This window comes from Streptomyces sp. NPDC104831, assembly GCF_055583025.1.
On sequence record NZ_JBVJOT010000027.1, the window covers coordinates 50,767 to 65,952 of the forward strand.

At 72.6% G+C, this 15,186-nt stretch carries 13 protein-coding genes; 8 read left to right on the top strand and 5 right to left on the bottom strand.

The window, feature by feature from the left end; genetic code table 11:
- Positions 1 to 65: 65 nt before the first annotated feature.
- Positions 66 to 965, top strand: a complete 900-nt coding sequence (locus ACZ63H_RS19790) for a helix-turn-helix domain-containing protein (protein WP_469866687.1) — start codon at positions 66 to 68, stop codon at positions 963 to 965.
- Between the two features lie 22 nt (positions 966 to 987).
- Here the strand turns inward: ACZ63H_RS19790 and ACZ63H_RS19795 are convergent, their stop codons facing one another.
- Positions 988 to 1,566 (bottom strand): GNAT family N-acetyltransferase, encoded by a 579-nt coding sequence (locus ACZ63H_RS19795; protein ID WP_469866689.1) that lies wholly within the window; start codon positions 1,564 to 1,566, stop codon positions 988 to 990.
- A 96-nt stretch (positions 1,567 to 1,662) separates the two neighbouring features.
- Complete coding sequence (gene yicI, locus ACZ63H_RS19800) at positions 1,663 to 3,936, bottom strand: alpha-xylosidase (RefSeq protein WP_469866691.1); 2,274 nt, start codon at positions 3,934 to 3,936, stop codon at positions 1,663 to 1,665.
- 282 nt (positions 3,937 to 4,218) lie between these two features.
- Here yicI and ACZ63H_RS19805 point away from each other — a divergent pair, with 282 nt between their 5' ends.
- From ACZ63H_RS19805 to ACZ63H_RS19830, 6 genes are all read left to right on the top strand, one after another.
- Positions 4,219 to 5,457, top strand: a complete 1,239-nt coding sequence (locus ACZ63H_RS19805) for an ABC transporter substrate-binding protein (protein WP_469866693.1) — start codon at positions 4,219 to 4,221, stop codon at positions 5,455 to 5,457.
- A gap of 11 nt (positions 5,458 to 5,468) precedes the next feature.
- Positions 5,469 to 6,413, top strand: coding sequence for a carbohydrate ABC transporter permease (locus ACZ63H_RS19810; RefSeq protein ID WP_469866695.1), 945 nt, complete (start codon positions 5,469 to 5,471; stop codon positions 6,411 to 6,413).
- A 6-nt stretch (positions 6,414 to 6,419) separates the two neighbouring features.
- Positions 6,420 to 7,253, top strand: a complete 834-nt coding sequence (locus ACZ63H_RS19815) for a carbohydrate ABC transporter permease (protein ID WP_469866697.1) — start codon at positions 6,420 to 6,422, stop codon at positions 7,251 to 7,253.
- A 17-nt stretch (positions 7,254 to 7,270) separates the two neighbouring features.
- On the top strand, positions 7,271 to 8,650 hold the full coding sequence (locus ACZ63H_RS19820; protein WP_469866699.1) for a GH1 family beta-glucosidase: 1,380 nt from the start codon (positions 7,271 to 7,273) through the stop codon (positions 8,648 to 8,650).
- Positions 8,651 to 9,019: 369 nt separating this feature from the next.
- On the top strand, positions 9,020 to 9,985 hold the full coding sequence (locus tag ACZ63H_RS19825; protein ID WP_469866700.1) for a dihydroxyacetone kinase subunit DhaK: 966 nt from the start codon (positions 9,020 to 9,022) through the stop codon (positions 9,983 to 9,985).
- A 136-nt stretch (positions 9,986 to 10,121) separates the two neighbouring features.
- Positions 10,122 to 10,775: a DAK2 domain-containing protein gene (locus ACZ63H_RS19830; RefSeq protein ID WP_469866795.1), complete on the top strand. Its 654-nt coding sequence runs from the start codon at positions 10,122 to 10,124 to the stop codon at positions 10,773 to 10,775.
- Positions 10,776 to 10,931: 156 nt separating this feature from the next.
- On the opposite strand, the gene ACZ63H_RS19835 is transcribed toward ACZ63H_RS19830, so the two are convergent.
- Together ACZ63H_RS19835 and ACZ63H_RS19840 are read right to left on the bottom strand one after the other, a co-directional pair.
- Positions 10,932 to 11,684, bottom strand: coding sequence for an HAD family hydrolase (locus ACZ63H_RS19835; RefSeq protein ID WP_469866702.1), 753 nt, complete (start codon positions 11,682 to 11,684; stop codon positions 10,932 to 10,934).
- A gap of 235 nt (positions 11,685 to 11,919) precedes the next feature.
- Positions 11,920 to 12,897, bottom strand: coding sequence for a ScbA/BarX family gamma-butyrolactone biosynthesis protein (locus ACZ63H_RS19840; RefSeq protein ID WP_469866704.1), 978 nt, complete (start codon positions 12,895 to 12,897; stop codon positions 11,920 to 11,922).
- A 111-nt stretch (positions 12,898 to 13,008) separates the two neighbouring features.
- Between ACZ63H_RS19840 and ACZ63H_RS19845 the strand changes: the two genes are divergently transcribed.
- Positions 13,009 to 13,698, top strand: coding sequence for a ScbR family autoregulator-binding transcription factor (locus tag ACZ63H_RS19845; protein ID WP_469866706.1), 690 nt, complete (start codon positions 13,009 to 13,011; stop codon positions 13,696 to 13,698).
- Between the two features lie 63 nt (positions 13,699 to 13,761).
- Here ACZ63H_RS19845 and ACZ63H_RS19850 read toward each other — a convergent pair whose 3' ends face one another.
- Complete coding sequence (locus ACZ63H_RS19850; RefSeq protein ID WP_469866708.1) at positions 13,762 to 15,090, bottom strand: COG1361 family protein; 1,329 nt, start codon at positions 15,088 to 15,090, stop codon at positions 13,762 to 13,764.
- Positions 15,091 to 15,186 lie beyond the last annotated feature (96 nt).

Here is a 15,186-nt window from a genome sequence, read left to right on the forward strand (position 1 = left end):
AGCGCCTCCAGACAGTAGGTGAGTCCCGGGTAACGTAGGAACTCCCCCTGAGGGAGGTTCAACTGGTGTCACCGGACGGCACACTGAGCATCGGCGAGCTGGCCGCGCGGGCCCGCACCACGGTCAAGACCATCCGCTTCTATTCCGACCAGGGCCTGCTCCCCGAGGCGGCCCGCAGCAGCGGCGGCCACCGGCGCTACGGACCGGACGCCCTGGCCCGGCTGCGCACGATCCGGTCACTGCGCGCCCTCGACGTGCCCGTCCCGGAGATCAGGCGCGTCCTGGACGCAGGCGCCGGCCTGGAAGGCGTCGTGGCACGCCGGCTGGACGACATCGGCGGCCAACTGGCCGCCCTGCGCTGGCGGGAGGCCGCCCTGCGGGCGCTCCAGGAGAGCGAGCCGGGGCAGCTGGCGGAGCGCCTGGAGCTGATCGGGTCGGTCGGCGCCCCGCCCGACACCTCCGCCATCGCCCACTACTGGCGCCGGCTGCTGCCCGCCCGCCTCTCCACCCGGCTCCGGGCCGCGATCACCGAGGCGGCCGTACCCCGCCCGCCCGCGGACCCCACCACGGACCAGGTCCTCGCCTTCGCCCGCGTGCACGCGCTGGCCACGGCCGCCACCGAGCACTGCCTCGCCTCCCACCGGCCCCTCACCGAGGCACACCCGAACCTGCTCTACGACGGCCTGCACGAGGCATACCGACTGGTGGAGGCCGCCGTACGGGCGGGCCGCGCCCCGGGCCCCGGCGAGGCCCTGGACTGCTATGCCGCCGCCTACGCGCGGGCCGCCGGCACCCGGGACGGTCCCGCCTTCCGCCGCGCCCTCGCGGCCCGTCTCGCCGCGGCGGACCACCCGGTGATGCGCCGCTACTGGCACCTGGCGGGCCAACTCACCCCCGGTCTCACCCTCGGCGCGGCCGACGCCTGGCTGCGCGACGCGCTGGACCGGGCCACGGCGACGGGCTGAGCCCGCCGGACCCGGCCGTAGTTCAGCCCCTCCACTCCCGGGCGAGCATCGCGTAGACGTACTCGCTGCCCCAGCGGTCCCCGTCGAGGTCGCTCTCGACCAGATGCGCCTCCCGGCGCATCCCGAGACGTTCGCACACCTTCGCCGACGCCGTGTTGAGGGCGTCGAGCCGGGCGTAGACCCGGTGGACACCCAGGTGCCCGAAGGCCAGCGCGACCAGTGCGGCCGCCGCCTCGGTGGCGTATCCCCGCCCGGCGTGCCGGGGGTCGAAGACCCAGCCGATCTCGGCCTGCCGGGCGTGCGCGCTCGTCAGGGTCAGGACCACCTCGCCGACGACACCGGGCTCGTCCGCCCGGCACACGGCCAGCAGCAGTGTGTCGCCGTCGGCCCGCCAGCCGGTGCCCTCCGCCCGGGCCGCGATGGACTCGGCACACCCCTCGCGGGTGAGCGGCGGGCGGTACAGGTAGCGCGCCACCTCAGGCAGGCGCTGGTACGCGTACCGGTCCTCGGCATCGGCGGGTGTGAACAGCCGCAGCACGAGCCGGTCGGTGGTGACGGGCACCGCGACGCGCCGCGCGGTGTTCTTCGGGACGGCGGTCATCGCGTTCCCCCATGTCCGGCTGCCGGGCCTGCCTGCCCGGACAGACTAGCCGGACCCCGCCGGCCGTTTCCCCGCATCACCCGGGGGCCGTCCCGCTCAGTCCAGGGGGACGACCACCTCGCCCGAGCCGGTCGCGCTCGCGCCGTCCGCCGCGACGCGGACGGTGAACGGACGGCCGGTGCCGCGCGCGGTGACCCGCAACCGGGTGCCCTCGCGGCGGACGGTGAAGGCCGCGGCGGGGGTGCCCGTCGGACCGGGCACCGTGACCTCGGCGGTGTAGTCCGGCGCGGACGAGGGGTGGACCAGCAGGGTGGGGGAGTCCAGCCAGTCGCCGTCCGGGCGGCCCTCGTCGGCGGCCAGCGGCAGGACGGCGCCCTCGCGGACGTACAGCGGCAGGCTGTCGTAGGCGTGCCGCTCGGTGCGCCAGGCCGGGCCGGTGATCCGCTCGCCGGACAGCAGGTGGGTCCAGGTGCCCTCGGGGAGGTAGACCTCGACCTCGCCGTCCTCCGTGAACACCGGGGCCACCAGCAGATCGGGACCCAGCATGTACTGGCGGTCCAGCGGGCGGCACGCCGCGTCGTGCGGGAACTCCAGGACCATCGGGCGCATCATCGGCACACCGGTGCGGTGGGCCTCGGCCGCCGCGCCGTAGAGGTAGGGCATGAGACGGTGCTTGAGGAGCGTGAACCGCCGGGCGACCGCCACCGCCTCCTCGCCGAAGTGCCACGGCACCCGGTACGACGTGGAGCCGTGCAGCCGGCTGTGCGAGGAGAGCAGGCCGAAGGCCAGCCAGCGCTTGAACACCGCCGGGTCGGGAGTGCCCTCGAAGCCGCCGATGTCGTGGCTCCAGAACCCGAAGCCGCTCAGCGACAGGGACAGCCCGCCGCGCAGGGACTCCGCCATCGCCTCGAAGGACGCCCAGCAGTCGCCGCCCCAGTGCACCGGGTACTGCTGGCCGCCCGCGGTCGCCGAGCGGGCGAAGAGGACTGCCTCGCCCTCGCCCCGCTCCTTGAGCAGGAGGTCGAAGACGGTCCGGTTGTACAGGTGGGTGTAGTAGTTGTGCATCCGCTCCGGATCGGAGCCGTCGTGCCAGACGACATCGGTGGGCACGCGCTCGCCGAAGTCGGTCTTGAAGCAGTCGACGCCCTGGTCGAGCAGCGTCCTGAGCTTCGCCTGGAACCAGGCGCGGGCGCCCGGGCTGGTGAAGTCGACCAGGCCCATGCCGGCCTGCCACAGGTCCCACTGCCAGACGTCGCCGTCCGGGCGGCGCACGAGATGGCCGAGGGCCGCCGCCTCCTCGAACAGCGGGGACTTCTGCGCGATGTACGGGTTGATCCACGCGCTGATCCGCAGGCCCTTCTCCTTCAGCCGGGCCAGCATGCCCTCCGGGTCGGGGAAGACCGCGGGGTCCCACTCGAAGTCGCACCACTGGTACTCGCGCATCCAGAAGCAGTCGAAGTGGAAGACCGACAGCGGGATGCCGCGCTCGGCCATGCCGTCCACGAAGGACATCACCGTCGCCTCGTCGTAGTCGGTGGTGAACGACGTGGACAGCCACAGGCCGAAGGACCAGGCGGGCGGCAGCGCCGGGCGGCCGGTCAGCGCGGTGTAGCGGGCGAGCACCTCCTTCGGGGTGGGGCCGGCGATCACGTAGTACTCGATGCTCTGGTCCTCGACGCTGAACTGGACCTGCCCGACGGACTCCGAGCCGACCTCGAAGGAGACCTTGCCGGGGTGGTTGACGAACACGCCGTAGCCGCGCGAGGAGAGGTAGAACGGGATGTTCTTGTAGGCCTGTTCGCTGCTGGTGCCGCCGTCGGCCTGCCAGATGTCCACCACCTGGCCGTTCTTCACGAACGGGGTGAAGCGCTCGCCGAGGCCGTAGACCTGCTCGCCCACGCCGAGCGCGAGCTGGGCGAGGACGTGGTGGGCGCCGTCGTCGGTGGTGGCGAAGGCGGTGCCCTTGGCGCCGGCCCGGGTCAGCTCCCGCCCGTCCGCGCCGGTGAACGCCAGCGCCCACGGGGCCGCCTCGTCCAGGCGCAGGGTCAGCGCTCCGCTGGTCAGCTCGGTGACCGTGCCGTCGCGGCGCACCCGTCCCGCGCCGTCCGGCTCCTCGCGCAGGGCGAAGTCCGGTCCGGGCCGCAGCCCGCCGGCGTGGTGGGTGACCCGGACACCGATGACGCCCTCGGCGGGGGAGAAGCAGTCGACCGTGAGCAGTGGCGCGTTGAGCGTGTCCCCTCTCCGCGCCACGTTCTTCACGGCCGCGTACGCGGTGAAGCGCTTCGATGACAGGCGTACGTCACGTGTCTGAGTGGCGTATGCGATCTGCACGCCGTCGCGGACGCGCCAGAAGCCGTTGGTGAACTTCATGTTCTTCCTCGGGGGAGCTGGAGTGGTTCGAGTAGGGCGCGAAGGCGCCGCCCGGCGGGTCGATCGTACACAGAACATCTCCCGGCCCGGCAGGTGCGCGCGTCGGAAAATCCCTTCTGAACAGCGGTGTTCGCGGATCACTCGATGGCCTCCGCCGGGCTGCGCGCCGAACGGGAACGTGCTCGGGTCTGGCGCGGCGGCCCGCGCATGGCGTATTAGTCATCACCATAAACAAAGGCGTCCGGCATCGCTGCCGGACGGTACGACAGCAAGGGCCGCCCTATGTCGAAGCGCTTCAATAAACGCCCCCGCGAGGCCGTGATACCCCTCGCAGTGGTCTGCGCCCTGGTCGCCGGGGCGGCACTGACCGGCTGCGGCCGGCAGCGCGACGGCTCCGTCTACACCGTGCTGAACTCCTCGACCGACGAGACGTACCACCGCTGGGACGCGGAGGCGATGGCCCGCTGCGGCAAGCGGCTCGGCGTCACCGTCGAGCAGCAGAGCGTCCCGGCGGCCCAGGTGATGACGAAGGCCCTGCGCATGGCGTCCTCGAAGTCGCTGCCCGACATCGTGCAGTTCGACGCCTCGGAGATGCCGGTGTTCGCCGAGGCCGGCGGGCTGACCGACCTCAGGGCGCTCGGACTGGACACCGACGGCGTCCCGCGCGGGATCGTCGACTTCGGCTCGTACAAGGGGACGTACTACGGCGCCGCCCGGTCGGTGAACACCCTCGCGCTGTTCTACAACAAGGACCTCCTCGCCCAGGCGGGCCTGAAGGTGCCCACCACCTGGGCGGAACTGCGCGCGAGCGCGCGGAAGCTGACCCGGGGCAAGCGGTACGGCCTCGCGCTCAGCGCGGGCGGCGCCGAGGACGGCGTCTTCCAGTTCACGCCGTTCATGTGGTCCAACGGCGGCGACGAGACCCGGCTCGACGGGCCGAGGGTGGTCGAGGCGCTGGACTACTGGAAGGGCCTGCTGAACGACGGCTCGCTGTCGAAGGCGACGGTGGGCTGGACGCAGGCCGACGTCAACGACCAGTTCATGGCGGGCAACGCGGCGATGATGATCAACGGGCCCTGGCAGGTCGAGACCCTGAACACCGACAAGTCCCTGCACTGGGGCATCGCGCGGATCCCCGTGCCGAGGACCGGCGCGAACTCCGTGGCCCCGCTGGGCGGCGCGGTGCTCACCGTCCCCGACACCGGCGACGAACGGCGGGAACGGATGGCGGGGAGGATCGTCGGCTGCCTGTCGGGCGAACGCGAGCAACTGACCTACGCGCGCCACAGCTGGACGGTCCCGGCGAACGAGAGGGCCGCCGCCGTGTGGCGCCGTCAGGTGCCGGAACTGGACGCGCTGGCCGACCAGGTGGCCGCGGCCCGCTCCCGCACGGCCCGGCTCGGCGCCGGCTGGCCTGGCGTGTCGCTCGCCCTGCAGAGCGCCTTCCAGGCCGCCCTGACCGGCCAGTCCAGCCGGGCCGCCCTCCAGCGCGCCCAGCAGCGGGCCACGAGCGGGAACTGAGGAAGACGCAGATGACCACATCCACCGTCACCGCGCGCACCGCGGCGCCCACGGCCGGCGTACCGGCCCCCGCCCGGCTCCGCCACCGGCGCCGCCTCGCCCAGTGGGGGTTCGTCGCCCCCGCCGTCCTCTTCATGGTGCTGTTCTTCGGCTACCCGCTCGTCCGCAACGCCGTGATGAGCTTCCAGCACTACACACCGAAGACGTTCTTCACCGGCGAGGCACCCCTGAACGGCTTCGACAACTGGTCGACGGTCTTCCGGGACGCCCTGTTCGGCAAGGCGCTGTGGCACACGCTCGTCTTCACCGCGGGCTCGCTGCTCGGCCAGTTCTGCGCCGGCCTCGCCCTCGCCGTCTTCTTCACCCGCAGGTTCCCGCTGAACGGTGTCCTGCGGTCGCTGGTCCTGCTGCCGTGGCTGGTGCCCATGGTGGTCTCCGGGATCGTGTGGCGGCGCATCCTCGACCAGGACACCGGTGTACTGAACTCCTTCCTGGACACCCTCGGCCTGGACGGCCACACTCCATGGCTGACCAGTCCGCACCTGGCCCTGCTCTCGGTCATCCTGGTCAACATCTGGATCGGCATCCCGTTCAACATGGTCATCCTGTACGGCGGTCTGCAGGAGGTCCCCCGCGAGCTGTACGAGGCCGCCGCCCTGGACGGCGCCTCCGCCTGGCGGACGTTCCGCTCCATCACCCTGCCGACGCTCCGTCCCGTCATCACGGTCGTCCTCGTCCTGGGCTTCATGTCGACGGTCAAGATCCTCGACCTCATCCTCGCCCTCACCGACGGCGGCCCCGCCGACGCCACCCAGACCCTGGGCACGCTCACCTACCAGAACTCCTTCGTACGGCTCGACTTCGGGGCCGGCGCCGTCGTCGGCAACGTACTGATCCTGATCTCCGCGGTCTTCGCGGTGCTCTACCTGCGGGCCAACCGCACCGAGGGGAAGTGACCGGCCATGGCCGCCGAGAACGCGAAGCCGCAAAAGCGCGAGCGCCGCTGGGGCTCCACCGTGGCCGGTGTGCTCGTCCTGGCCGTGATGCTGTTCCCGCTGTACTGGATGCTCAACACCGCCCTCCAGCCCGAGTCCGGGCTGCTGGAGGTCGACCCGGTACCGCACGGACTCGACCTGTCCGGCTTCTCCAAGGCGCTCGACGACCAGGGCGGGCACCTGCTGACCTCGCTGCTGGTCTCGCTCGGCGCGGTCGTCGTCTGCCTGGCGATCGCGGCCCCGGCCGCCTACGGGCTGGCCCGGTTCCGGCTGCGCGGCACGCGCACCCTCGTATTCGGCACCCTGATCACCCAGATGGTGCCGGGCATCGTCATCGCCAACGCCCTGTACACCTCGTACGTCGACCTCGGCCTGGTCAACTCCTACTTCGGCCTGATGCTCGCGGACGCCTCCCTGGGCATCCCCTTCTCCATCGTGCTGATGCGCTCGTTCATGCAGTCCATACCCGGCGAGGTCATCGAGGCGGCCGAGATGGACGGGGCGGGACGGCTGCGCACCTTCGTGCGGGTGGTGCTGCCGATGAGCCGCAACTCCCTGATCACCTCCGGCCTGTTCGCCTTCCTGTTCTCGTGGAGCGACTTCATGTTCGCGCTCACCCTCAACACCACCGACGACGTCAAACCGGTCACGCTGGGTATCTACCAGTACATCGGCGCGCACGTCGGCGACTGGGGCTCGGTGATGGCGGCGGCCGTGCTGTCCGCGATCCCCGCCGCGGTCCTGCTCGTCCTCGCCCAGAAGTACATCGCCGCCGGCATCACCGGCGGTTCCGTCAAGTGACCCTCGGAGGACCGCACATGACCGACTTCCCGCGCTTCCCTCAGGGATTCGTCTTCGGCGCCGCCACCGCGTCCTACCAGATCGAGGGCGCGGTCCGCGAGGACGGCCGCGGCCCGTCGATCTGGGACACCTACAGCCACACCCCCGGACTGGTCGCGAACGGCGACACCGGTGACGTCGCCTGCGACCACTACCACCGCTACCGCGAGGACGTGGCGCTGCTGCGCGAGTTGGGCGTCACCTCCTACCGGTTCTCGATCGCCTGGCCGCGGATCGTGCCCGACGGAACGGGCCCCGTGAACCCGAAGGGGCTGGACTTCTACGCGCGGCTCGTGGACGAACTGCTCGCGGCGGGCATCGAGCCGGCCGTCACGCTCTACCACTGGGACCTGCCGCAGGCCCTGGAGGACCGCGGCGGCTGGCGGGTCAGGGAGACCGCCGAGCGGTTCGCCGACTACACGCAGGCCGTCGCCGGCCGTCTCGCCGACCGCGTGCCGCGCTGGATCACCCTGAACGAGCCGTGGTGCAGCGCCTTCCTCGGCTACTCGGTCGGCCGCCACGCCCCCGGCGCCCGCGAGGGCCGGGGCGCGCTCGCCGCCGCCCACCACCTGCTGGTCGGACACGGGCTGGCGGTCCAGGCGCTGCGGGCGGCCGGGGTGCGCGAGGCGGGCATCACCCTGAACCTCGACCGCAACCTGCCCGCCACCGGCTCCGCCGCCGACCGGGCGGCCGTCGTCCGCGCCGACACCGAGCACAACCTGGTGTGGACCGAGCCGCTCTTCGCGGGCCGCTACCCCGGGACCGAGGAGGAGACCTGGGGCGAGCTGATCACCGGTCAGGACTTCCGGCGCGACGGCGACCTCGAACTGATCGGCCGGCCCCTGGACTTCCTCGGCGTCAACTACTACCGGCCGATCGTCGTCGCCGACGCCCCGCACCGGGAAGCCGACCCGGCGCGGCGCACGGCGACCGACAACCGGTACACGGAGGTACGGCTGGAGGGCGCCCGGCACACCGCCATGGACTGGCCGGTCGTCCCCGGCGGCCTCACCGATCTGCTGGTGGCCCTCAAGGAGCGGTACGGCGACGCGCTGCCGCCGGTCCACCTGACGGAGAACGGCTCCGCCGAGCACGACGAGCCCGGCCCGGACGGCACGGTGCACGACCACGACCGGATCGCCTATCTGCGCGACCACCTCACCGCCCTGAGGGCGGCCCTGGACGCGGGCGTCGACGTGCGCGGCTACTACGTCTGGTCGCTGCTGGACAACTTCGAATGGGCCTACGGCTACGGCAAACGGTTCGGCATCGTCCGGGTGGACTACGACACCCAGCGACGCGTCCCGAAGGACAGCTACCACTGGTACCGGGCGCTGATCGCCGCACAGCGGTCCTGACGCCGTTCGCACGGTCGTGCGCACGCGGCGGTCGTCACCCGCCTGCCGCAGTGCCCCCGGCCGGGCCCCCTCCGGGCCGTGGGGGAGCGCCCCGGTTCGTGTAGCGGCAGGTGGGAGCCGGTTCGACTTGCCGTCGCGGGCGGGCGGCCGCAGCATGGCCGGAAGACGGATCCGAGGGCGACAGCCGTGAGGCAGGTGAGACCCGGAGACACACGAGGCAGCATCTCGGGATCGTGCGTCCGCGGATGACGTGCCTCCGATCGACCCACCGTGGTTTCCGGCCACCCGCTGCCGTTCACCGGGGCGCCGGGAGGCCGAGGACGTCTGGGAGGCCGGCCAGTGGTGTACTTCACGAACTCGATCGACCGAATGGTCCCCGACGCACTGGCCGGGTTCGCCCGCGTCCACGCCGACCTCGTCGTCCACGACGAACAGGCCGGATTCTTCCGGGCCCGCAACCCGGCTCCCGGCCGCCGCGTGGCGATCGTGTCGGGCGGTGGCTGCGGACACGAGCCGCTGCACCTCGGTTTCCTCGGCGCGGGCATGCTCGACGCCGTGTGCCCCGGCCAGTTGATGGCCTCGCCGCACAACCGCCAGGTGTTCGACGCCTCCCGCGCCGTGTCGCGCGGCGCGGGCGTCCTGCACCTGGTGAAGAACTACACCGGGGACAGGATCAACTTCGGCATCGCGGCCGAGCGGCTGGCCCATGAGGGCATCGACTGCGCCCGGGTGCTGATCGACGACGATCTGGCGTCGGACTCGCCCGACTCGGCCACGGGCCGCCGGGGCACCGGGGCCGCCGTGCTGATCGAGAAGGTCCTCGGGGCCGCCGCCGACACCGGACTCGGGCTGCGGGAACTCGCGGAACTGGGAACGGACTTGGCGGGCCGCTGCCGCAGCCTCGCGGTCGCCTCGGCCGCACACCGCACCCCGGCCACCGGACGGACCGCGTTCGACCTCGCCGAGGGCGACCTCGAGTGGGGGGTCGGCATCCACGGCGAGCGGGCCCGCCGTACGGAGTCCCGGCCGGCGCTGGACGAGCTGGTCACACGGATGACGGAGGAACTGCTGGCCGCGCTGGACCCGGACGCCGGCGACTCGATCGTCGCCCTGGTGAACGGGCTCGGCGGGGTGACGCGTCTGGAGTTGTACGGCGTGGCGCGGGAACTCGCGCTGCGGCTGGACCGGTGGAAACTGGTCCTCGAACGCGTCCTGGTGGGCGACTTCGTGACCGCGCTGGACATGCGCGGCTTCTCGCTCACGCTCATGCGGGCGGACCCGGAGACGGTCAAGTGGTTCGACGCGCCGGCGCACACGCCCTCATGGCCGCGATGACCGGGGGCGGGCAGGAGGTGGCACGATGCTGGAGCACTATTCGGCACAGGACGACGCAACATCCCCGAACACCGGTCTGCCGAGTGCGACGTGGACGGACACCACGTCCGCGGACGCGGCCTTCACCGCGGGCTGGATGCGGAGGTTCGCCGCCTCCGTCCGGGCCACGGAACCCCAGCTCACCGCGCTCGACCAGCGGGTGGGCGACGGCGACTTCGGCACGAATCTGCGGACGGGACTCGACGCCTCCGTGCGCGCCCTGGACCGGGCGGCGGCGGTGTCACCGGCGGTCACCGGGCGGGCCGGTGAGCCACTGCGGACGGTGGCGACGGTCTTCCTGGACGGGGTCGGCGGCACCAGCGGTCCGCTGTTCGGGCTGCTGCTGACGGAACTGGCGCTGGCGGCGGCCGGCCCGGTTCTGGACGTGGCCGCGCTGCGGGCCGGTCTGGCCGGGGGACTCGCCGCCGTACAGCGGGTCGGCGAGGCACGGCCGGGGGACAAGACCCTGGTGGACGCGCTGTATCCGGCGTGCGAGGCGCTGCGCGTGTGTCCGGAGCGGATCGGCAGCCGGGTGGCCCTCGCCCATGCGTCGCGCGCCGCATGGGAGGGGGTGCGCTTGACGGCGCGACTGCGTGCGCGCCGTGGCAGGGCCAGTTACGTCGGCGAGCGGGGCAGGGGAGTGCCGGACCCGGGTGCGGTGGGCGTCGGCCTGCTGCTCGCCTCGGCCGGCGGTGTGCTCACCGAACTGCCGCCGTCCGTGACGGAGCCGGCGCCGGAGCGGCCGGAGTGACCGGGCGGCGGTCCGCCCCCGGGGACGGATCCGGCTCCCGTTCGCACGGGGGACGGCCAACTCGACCGGGCGGGGCCGCGATCGGCGTCCACGAGGCCGTGGAGGTCGTCCCCGGGCCTCCTGGCGGCCCGTGTTGGCAAGGCCGCGGTCTGGCGTTCACGGCGCGGTGGCCTGCCGCAGCCCGGAGCCGGTCGGCGCGGGTGCCGACGCGGGCTTCGGCGGCGTGGTGCGCAGCGGCGCCCGCTCGGCGGCCCAGCGGCTGATCCGCGGGTCCTCCAGCGTCTCGACCCATAGGTCGGTCAGGGCGGTGGTCTCCTCGCCGGGCCGGCGGCCGACACCGAGGACCGTCAGGCCGGCCCGGACCGCGGCGAGGACCCCGCAGTGGGTGTCCTCGACCGCCATCGTGTCGGCCGGATCGGCGCCGCAGCGCCGGGCTGCCGTCAGATAGACGTCCGGGGCGGGCTTGGGCCGGATCGTGCCCTCGGGCACCACCACGGCGCGGAAGTGACGGAGCAGCCCGGCCTCCTGCAGACCGGGTTCCACCACGTCACGGGGGCAGTTGCTGGCGACGGCCAGGGGGGCGAAGGCCGCCGCCGTCCGCACCAGGTCGCGGGCGCCCGGCATGATCACCGGGTGGTCGCAGACCAGGTCGCGGAAGTGCCGCAGCAGCCGGCCGGCGAGGTCCGGGCCCAGGTCGGGACGGCCTCCCTCGTCGGCCATGAGCTGCCCGCACTCGGTGTAGTGCAGGCCCTTGGCCCGTTCCGCGAAGCCCGCGGCGGGAGTGAGGCCCACGTCGTTGAAGACCCGCTCGCGAGCGGTCTCCCAGTGTCGTTCGGTGTCCAGCAGCGTGCCGTCGCAGTCGAAGACGACGGCCGCCGGTGTCCAGGAAAGGATGCGATGAAGCGTCATCTGTGTGCTTTCCGTTCGGATGGGCCGCGAGACCGCGGACCGGGGCGTGACGTCCTCTCACCGCAGGGAGGCGAGCGGCGCCGACGGGTCACCGTGTGCGCGGGGGCGGCGCAGGGTTCCGGGCGGGGCGTGGGTCGTACGGCCGTTGACGCCCGTACGGGCTAGTCCCACCAGGGAACATAACGATCGTTACGCTAGGTTTGGTCACGTATGGCAGTCAAGCCATTACGTCAAGTTACGCTCGCAAGGGTGAGTGGTAGTGCAGAACGCCGAGAGCCGGAAACCGGCCGCCCCGGCCGTCGTGCCCGTCCTGCTCGAACCGGAAGGCACAGGTGAGGCGGTGCGGCACGCAGACGATCCGCGCGGGCGGGGCGAACTCCGTGAAGCGCGCCGCGGTCAGCCGGGCACCGGTGGGCCGGGACAGGGCTCCGCCGGTCGCCAGCGCGGCGGCCTGGCGTGCCGCCTCCAGCAGCACCATGCCGGGGACGTGGTCGGTGGCGTGGTCGAAGAAGAAGGGGTGCCAGGGGTCGGCCGCGTCCACCAGCACGTCGGCGGTGCCGCCGGGCCCGGCGTGCCCGTGCCGCCCGGCGAGGGCGATGACGACGTCCCGGGCGTGCGGCACGCCGAGCCGTGCCGGGTCGGGCCGCGGCAGCCCCGCCGACGCCGGGGGCTGGCAGGTGCCGGCGAGCGGCCCGCGCAGGGCGGCGTACCGTGCGGGGGAGAGGAAGCGGGCACCGCCGCCGGCCCTGGCGAACAGCGCGCCGCCCGCCAGGTACTCCGCGTGCAGCCGCAGCCCGGCGGTGGCACCGTCGGGACCGGTGCGCAGCCCGGTGACCCGCACCCGGCAGGTGATCTGGGTGGCGCCGTGAAGGGCCCGCGGCTGTGCTCCGGGTCGCGTGGTGAAGAAGACGTCGGTGATGAGCATGCGGGTGTCCACCGGAACACCGAAATAGCGCAAAGGGATGAAGATGCCCAGCTGCCGTAAGGTCTCCACCACCATCAGCGGATGGTGTACGGCGTGACCGTCGACCGGAAAGGTCGGATGCGACCGCGACCAGCACGCGGCCGCCGTGAAACGCGTTTCGTCGAGGCGTAGTACGTCGGTGAGCAGTACCTCCGCCACGGACGCCCGGTGGACCAGTTCCCGGGGGACCGTGCGCGACCAGCTCAGGGCCCGCGGCTCTTCGACGGTGCCACGGATTCGAGCGTCCATTCCCCCAGCAGACCCCAGTCCGGCGAATTCCGCACACCGGCTCGACAGTCCGGGCGGGGTCGGGTACTACATTGCCTAGCGGCAGGAGAGGTACGGGAACCTCGGAAAAGGTTGCGACGCGTGCGAGCGAATCTGACACGGCGGGCTCTGCTGGAAACCGCGGCACAATTGTTCGATGAACGGGGTTACGCCGGGACCAGTATCAGTGATATCAGCGCACTTTCGGGGCGTACCAGCGGCGCCATCTATTTCCATTACGCCAGCAAGGAGAAACTGGCGCTCGCCGTGGTCGAGGAGCACTTCGCCTCCTGGCCGCGCATGATCGAACACCATCGGTCCTCCGGCCGCCCGGCCCTGGAGAAACTGGTGGCGCTGAGCTTCACCGTCGCCCGTGCCTTCCGTGACGACGTCGTCGTACGGGCCGGGTCCCGCCTCTGGATGGAGCGCAAGGCCATCGCGGCGCCGCTGCCCACGCCCTTCGTGGAGTGGATCGAGGTGGTCGCCGAACTGCTCACCGAGGCACGCGCGAACGGCGAACTGGCGGCCGGCGTCGATCCGGTGCCGGCCGCGCACAGCGTGGTCTGCGCCTTCTTCGGTCTGCACACCGTCTCGGACGCCCTCGACGGCCGCGAGCACATCGAACAGCGCCTGCGTGATCTGTGGCGGCTGCTCCTCAACGCCCTCCAGGCCCACCCGGACCCGGCGGCCCTGCTCGACCGCGTCCGCACCGTCGCCGCGTCCGGCTCCCCGGTCACGGAACCGCCACTCGGCGGGGCCGTACTCACCCGCGCCGAGGCGTAGCAGGTCCGCGGGGCGAACACAGGCGGAGGCGGGGCGGGCCGGGGGCCCGCCCCGCCCTTCGGGTCAGGCGGACGGGTTGAGGATCAGCTCGGCCGAGTTGTTCCCGGGGTCCGGGTCGAAGGCGAACGACGTGCCGTAGTCGGGCCGGGCGACGACACGGCCCGTGGCGTCGGCGACGACGCGGTCGACGCGCAGCCGGAACGGGAAGCTGACGTCCAGGTCGGGCTTGGCCCACATCGGCAGGGTGCAGGCGTAGTGGCCGCCGGACGCCCCCGCGCTCTCGCAGGTGTCCGGTACGGACGTGGCGGTGGTGCCCTCCGGGAGGTAGACGTCCAGCACGGCGACCGGGTCGCCGGAGCTGACGTTGCCGACCCAGGCCGGGCCCCGGTTGGTGAAGCGGAAGGCCGCGGTGACGGTGTCACCGGCCGCGCCGCTCACCTCGGTGCCGTGCACGGCGAAGTCGGCGGTGTTGCGGGCGCTTATGCTCCAGGACCGGCCGTTGTCCGAGCCGTCGAGGTCGGTGGCGCCGCCGCCGGGCTGCACCTCGTAGTCGAACCGCTCGTACAGCGCGTGACCGGTGACGGCGAGCCGCAGCGGCTCCGGCAGCCCCACCGTGGCGCCGGGCGCCACCTCGGTGCCGAAGGAGCACGTCACGTACGTCATGGGCGTGTACTCGACGTCGTCGTCCGGCCCGGTGTAGACGCACTGCGGATAACGGGTGAGGACGTCGAGGCCGTAGGTCGCCCACAGCTTCACGGTGAACCCGTGGGCGGTCTCGTCGCCGGTGTTGGTGACGGAGAACGGCACGGTGAGGGCGGAGCCCGGCGCGATGTCGCGCGCGGTCTGCGGGGCGGTCACTCCCAGGTCGGGCCCGGAGCCGACGGTGACGGAGGTCTCCGTGCCCCGCGGGGCGACGAGCCTGCCGTCGGGCCCGCCGGCGGCCTCGGCGGAGTACGCGATCGTGCCCCGCGCCCCCACGGCGGCACCGGCGGCGGCCCGCACCTTCAGCCGGACCTGGGCGGTGTAACCGGTGGGCACCTCGCCGGTGTCGCACACGGCGGCCGTACCGCCCTCGTCCGGCGCGCAGTTGTCGGGCCAGGCCACCTCGGCGACCCCGGCCAGCCCCGAGACGTCGACGGTCAACCGGCCGTCGGTCACGGTGAAGTTGGCGTTGTCGTGGTACAGGCCGAGATCCAGCGGCCGGTAATCCGCGGTGCCGCCGTCCGGGCCGACGGTGACCGACTGCTCGGACGGCGCCTGGATCCAGAGCTGGTCGCTCTGCGGTTCGTCGGCGAACGCGACCCCGCTCCCGAGACCGGCGACCAGCAACGCCCCCACGGCTCCGGCACATGCACCGCGACGCAGCACACGGCCGACGGAGACAGAACTCATGACATCTCCCACATCGGAAAGGTGAAGCCCGGCGCGATGATCGGCACCGGACTCCGGTTGGACGGCCGACCGTGCCCAAAGGTTGTAACTGACCTG

Coding starts and splice junctions, on each gene's coding strand:
- ACZ63H_RS19830 (WP_469866795.1), top strand. CDS start 10,122: ATGCGGAGGTTCGCCGCCTCCGTCCGGGCCACGGAACCCCAGCTCACC.
- ACZ63H_RS19820 (WP_469866699.1), top strand. CDS start 7,271: ATGACCGACTTCCCGCGCTTCCCTCAGGGATTCGTCTTCGGCGCCGCC.
- ACZ63H_RS19840 (WP_469866704.1), bottom strand. CDS start 12,897: ATGGACGCTCGAATCCGTGGCACCGTCGAAGAGCCGCGGGCCCTGAGC.
- ACZ63H_RS19850 (WP_469866708.1), bottom strand. CDS start 15,090: ATGAGTTCTGTCTCCGTCGGCCGTGTGCTGCGTCGCGGTGCATGTGCC.
- yicI (WP_469866691.1), bottom strand. CDS start 3,936: ATGAAGTTCACCAACGGCTTCTGGCGCGTCCGCGACGGCGTGCAGATC.
- ACZ63H_RS19815 (WP_469866697.1), top strand. CDS start 6,420: ATGGCCGCCGAGAACGCGAAGCCGCAAAAGCGCGAGCGCCGCTGGGGC.
- ACZ63H_RS19825 (WP_469866700.1), top strand. CDS start 9,020: ATGGTCCCCGACGCACTGGCCGGGTTCGCCCGCGTCCACGCCGACCTC.
- ACZ63H_RS19810 (WP_469866695.1), top strand. CDS start 5,469: ATGACCACATCCACCGTCACCGCGCGCACCGCGGCGCCCACGGCCGGC.
- ACZ63H_RS19835 (WP_469866702.1), bottom strand. CDS start 11,684: ATGACGCTTCATCGCATCCTTTCCTGGACACCGGCGGCCGTCGTCTTC.
- ACZ63H_RS19805 (WP_469866693.1), top strand. CDS start 4,219: ATGTCGAAGCGCTTCAATAAACGCCCCCGCGAGGCCGTGATACCCCTC.
- ACZ63H_RS19795 (WP_469866689.1), bottom strand. CDS start 1,566: ATGACCGCCGTCCCGAAGAACACCGCGCGGCGCGTCGCGGTGCCCGTC.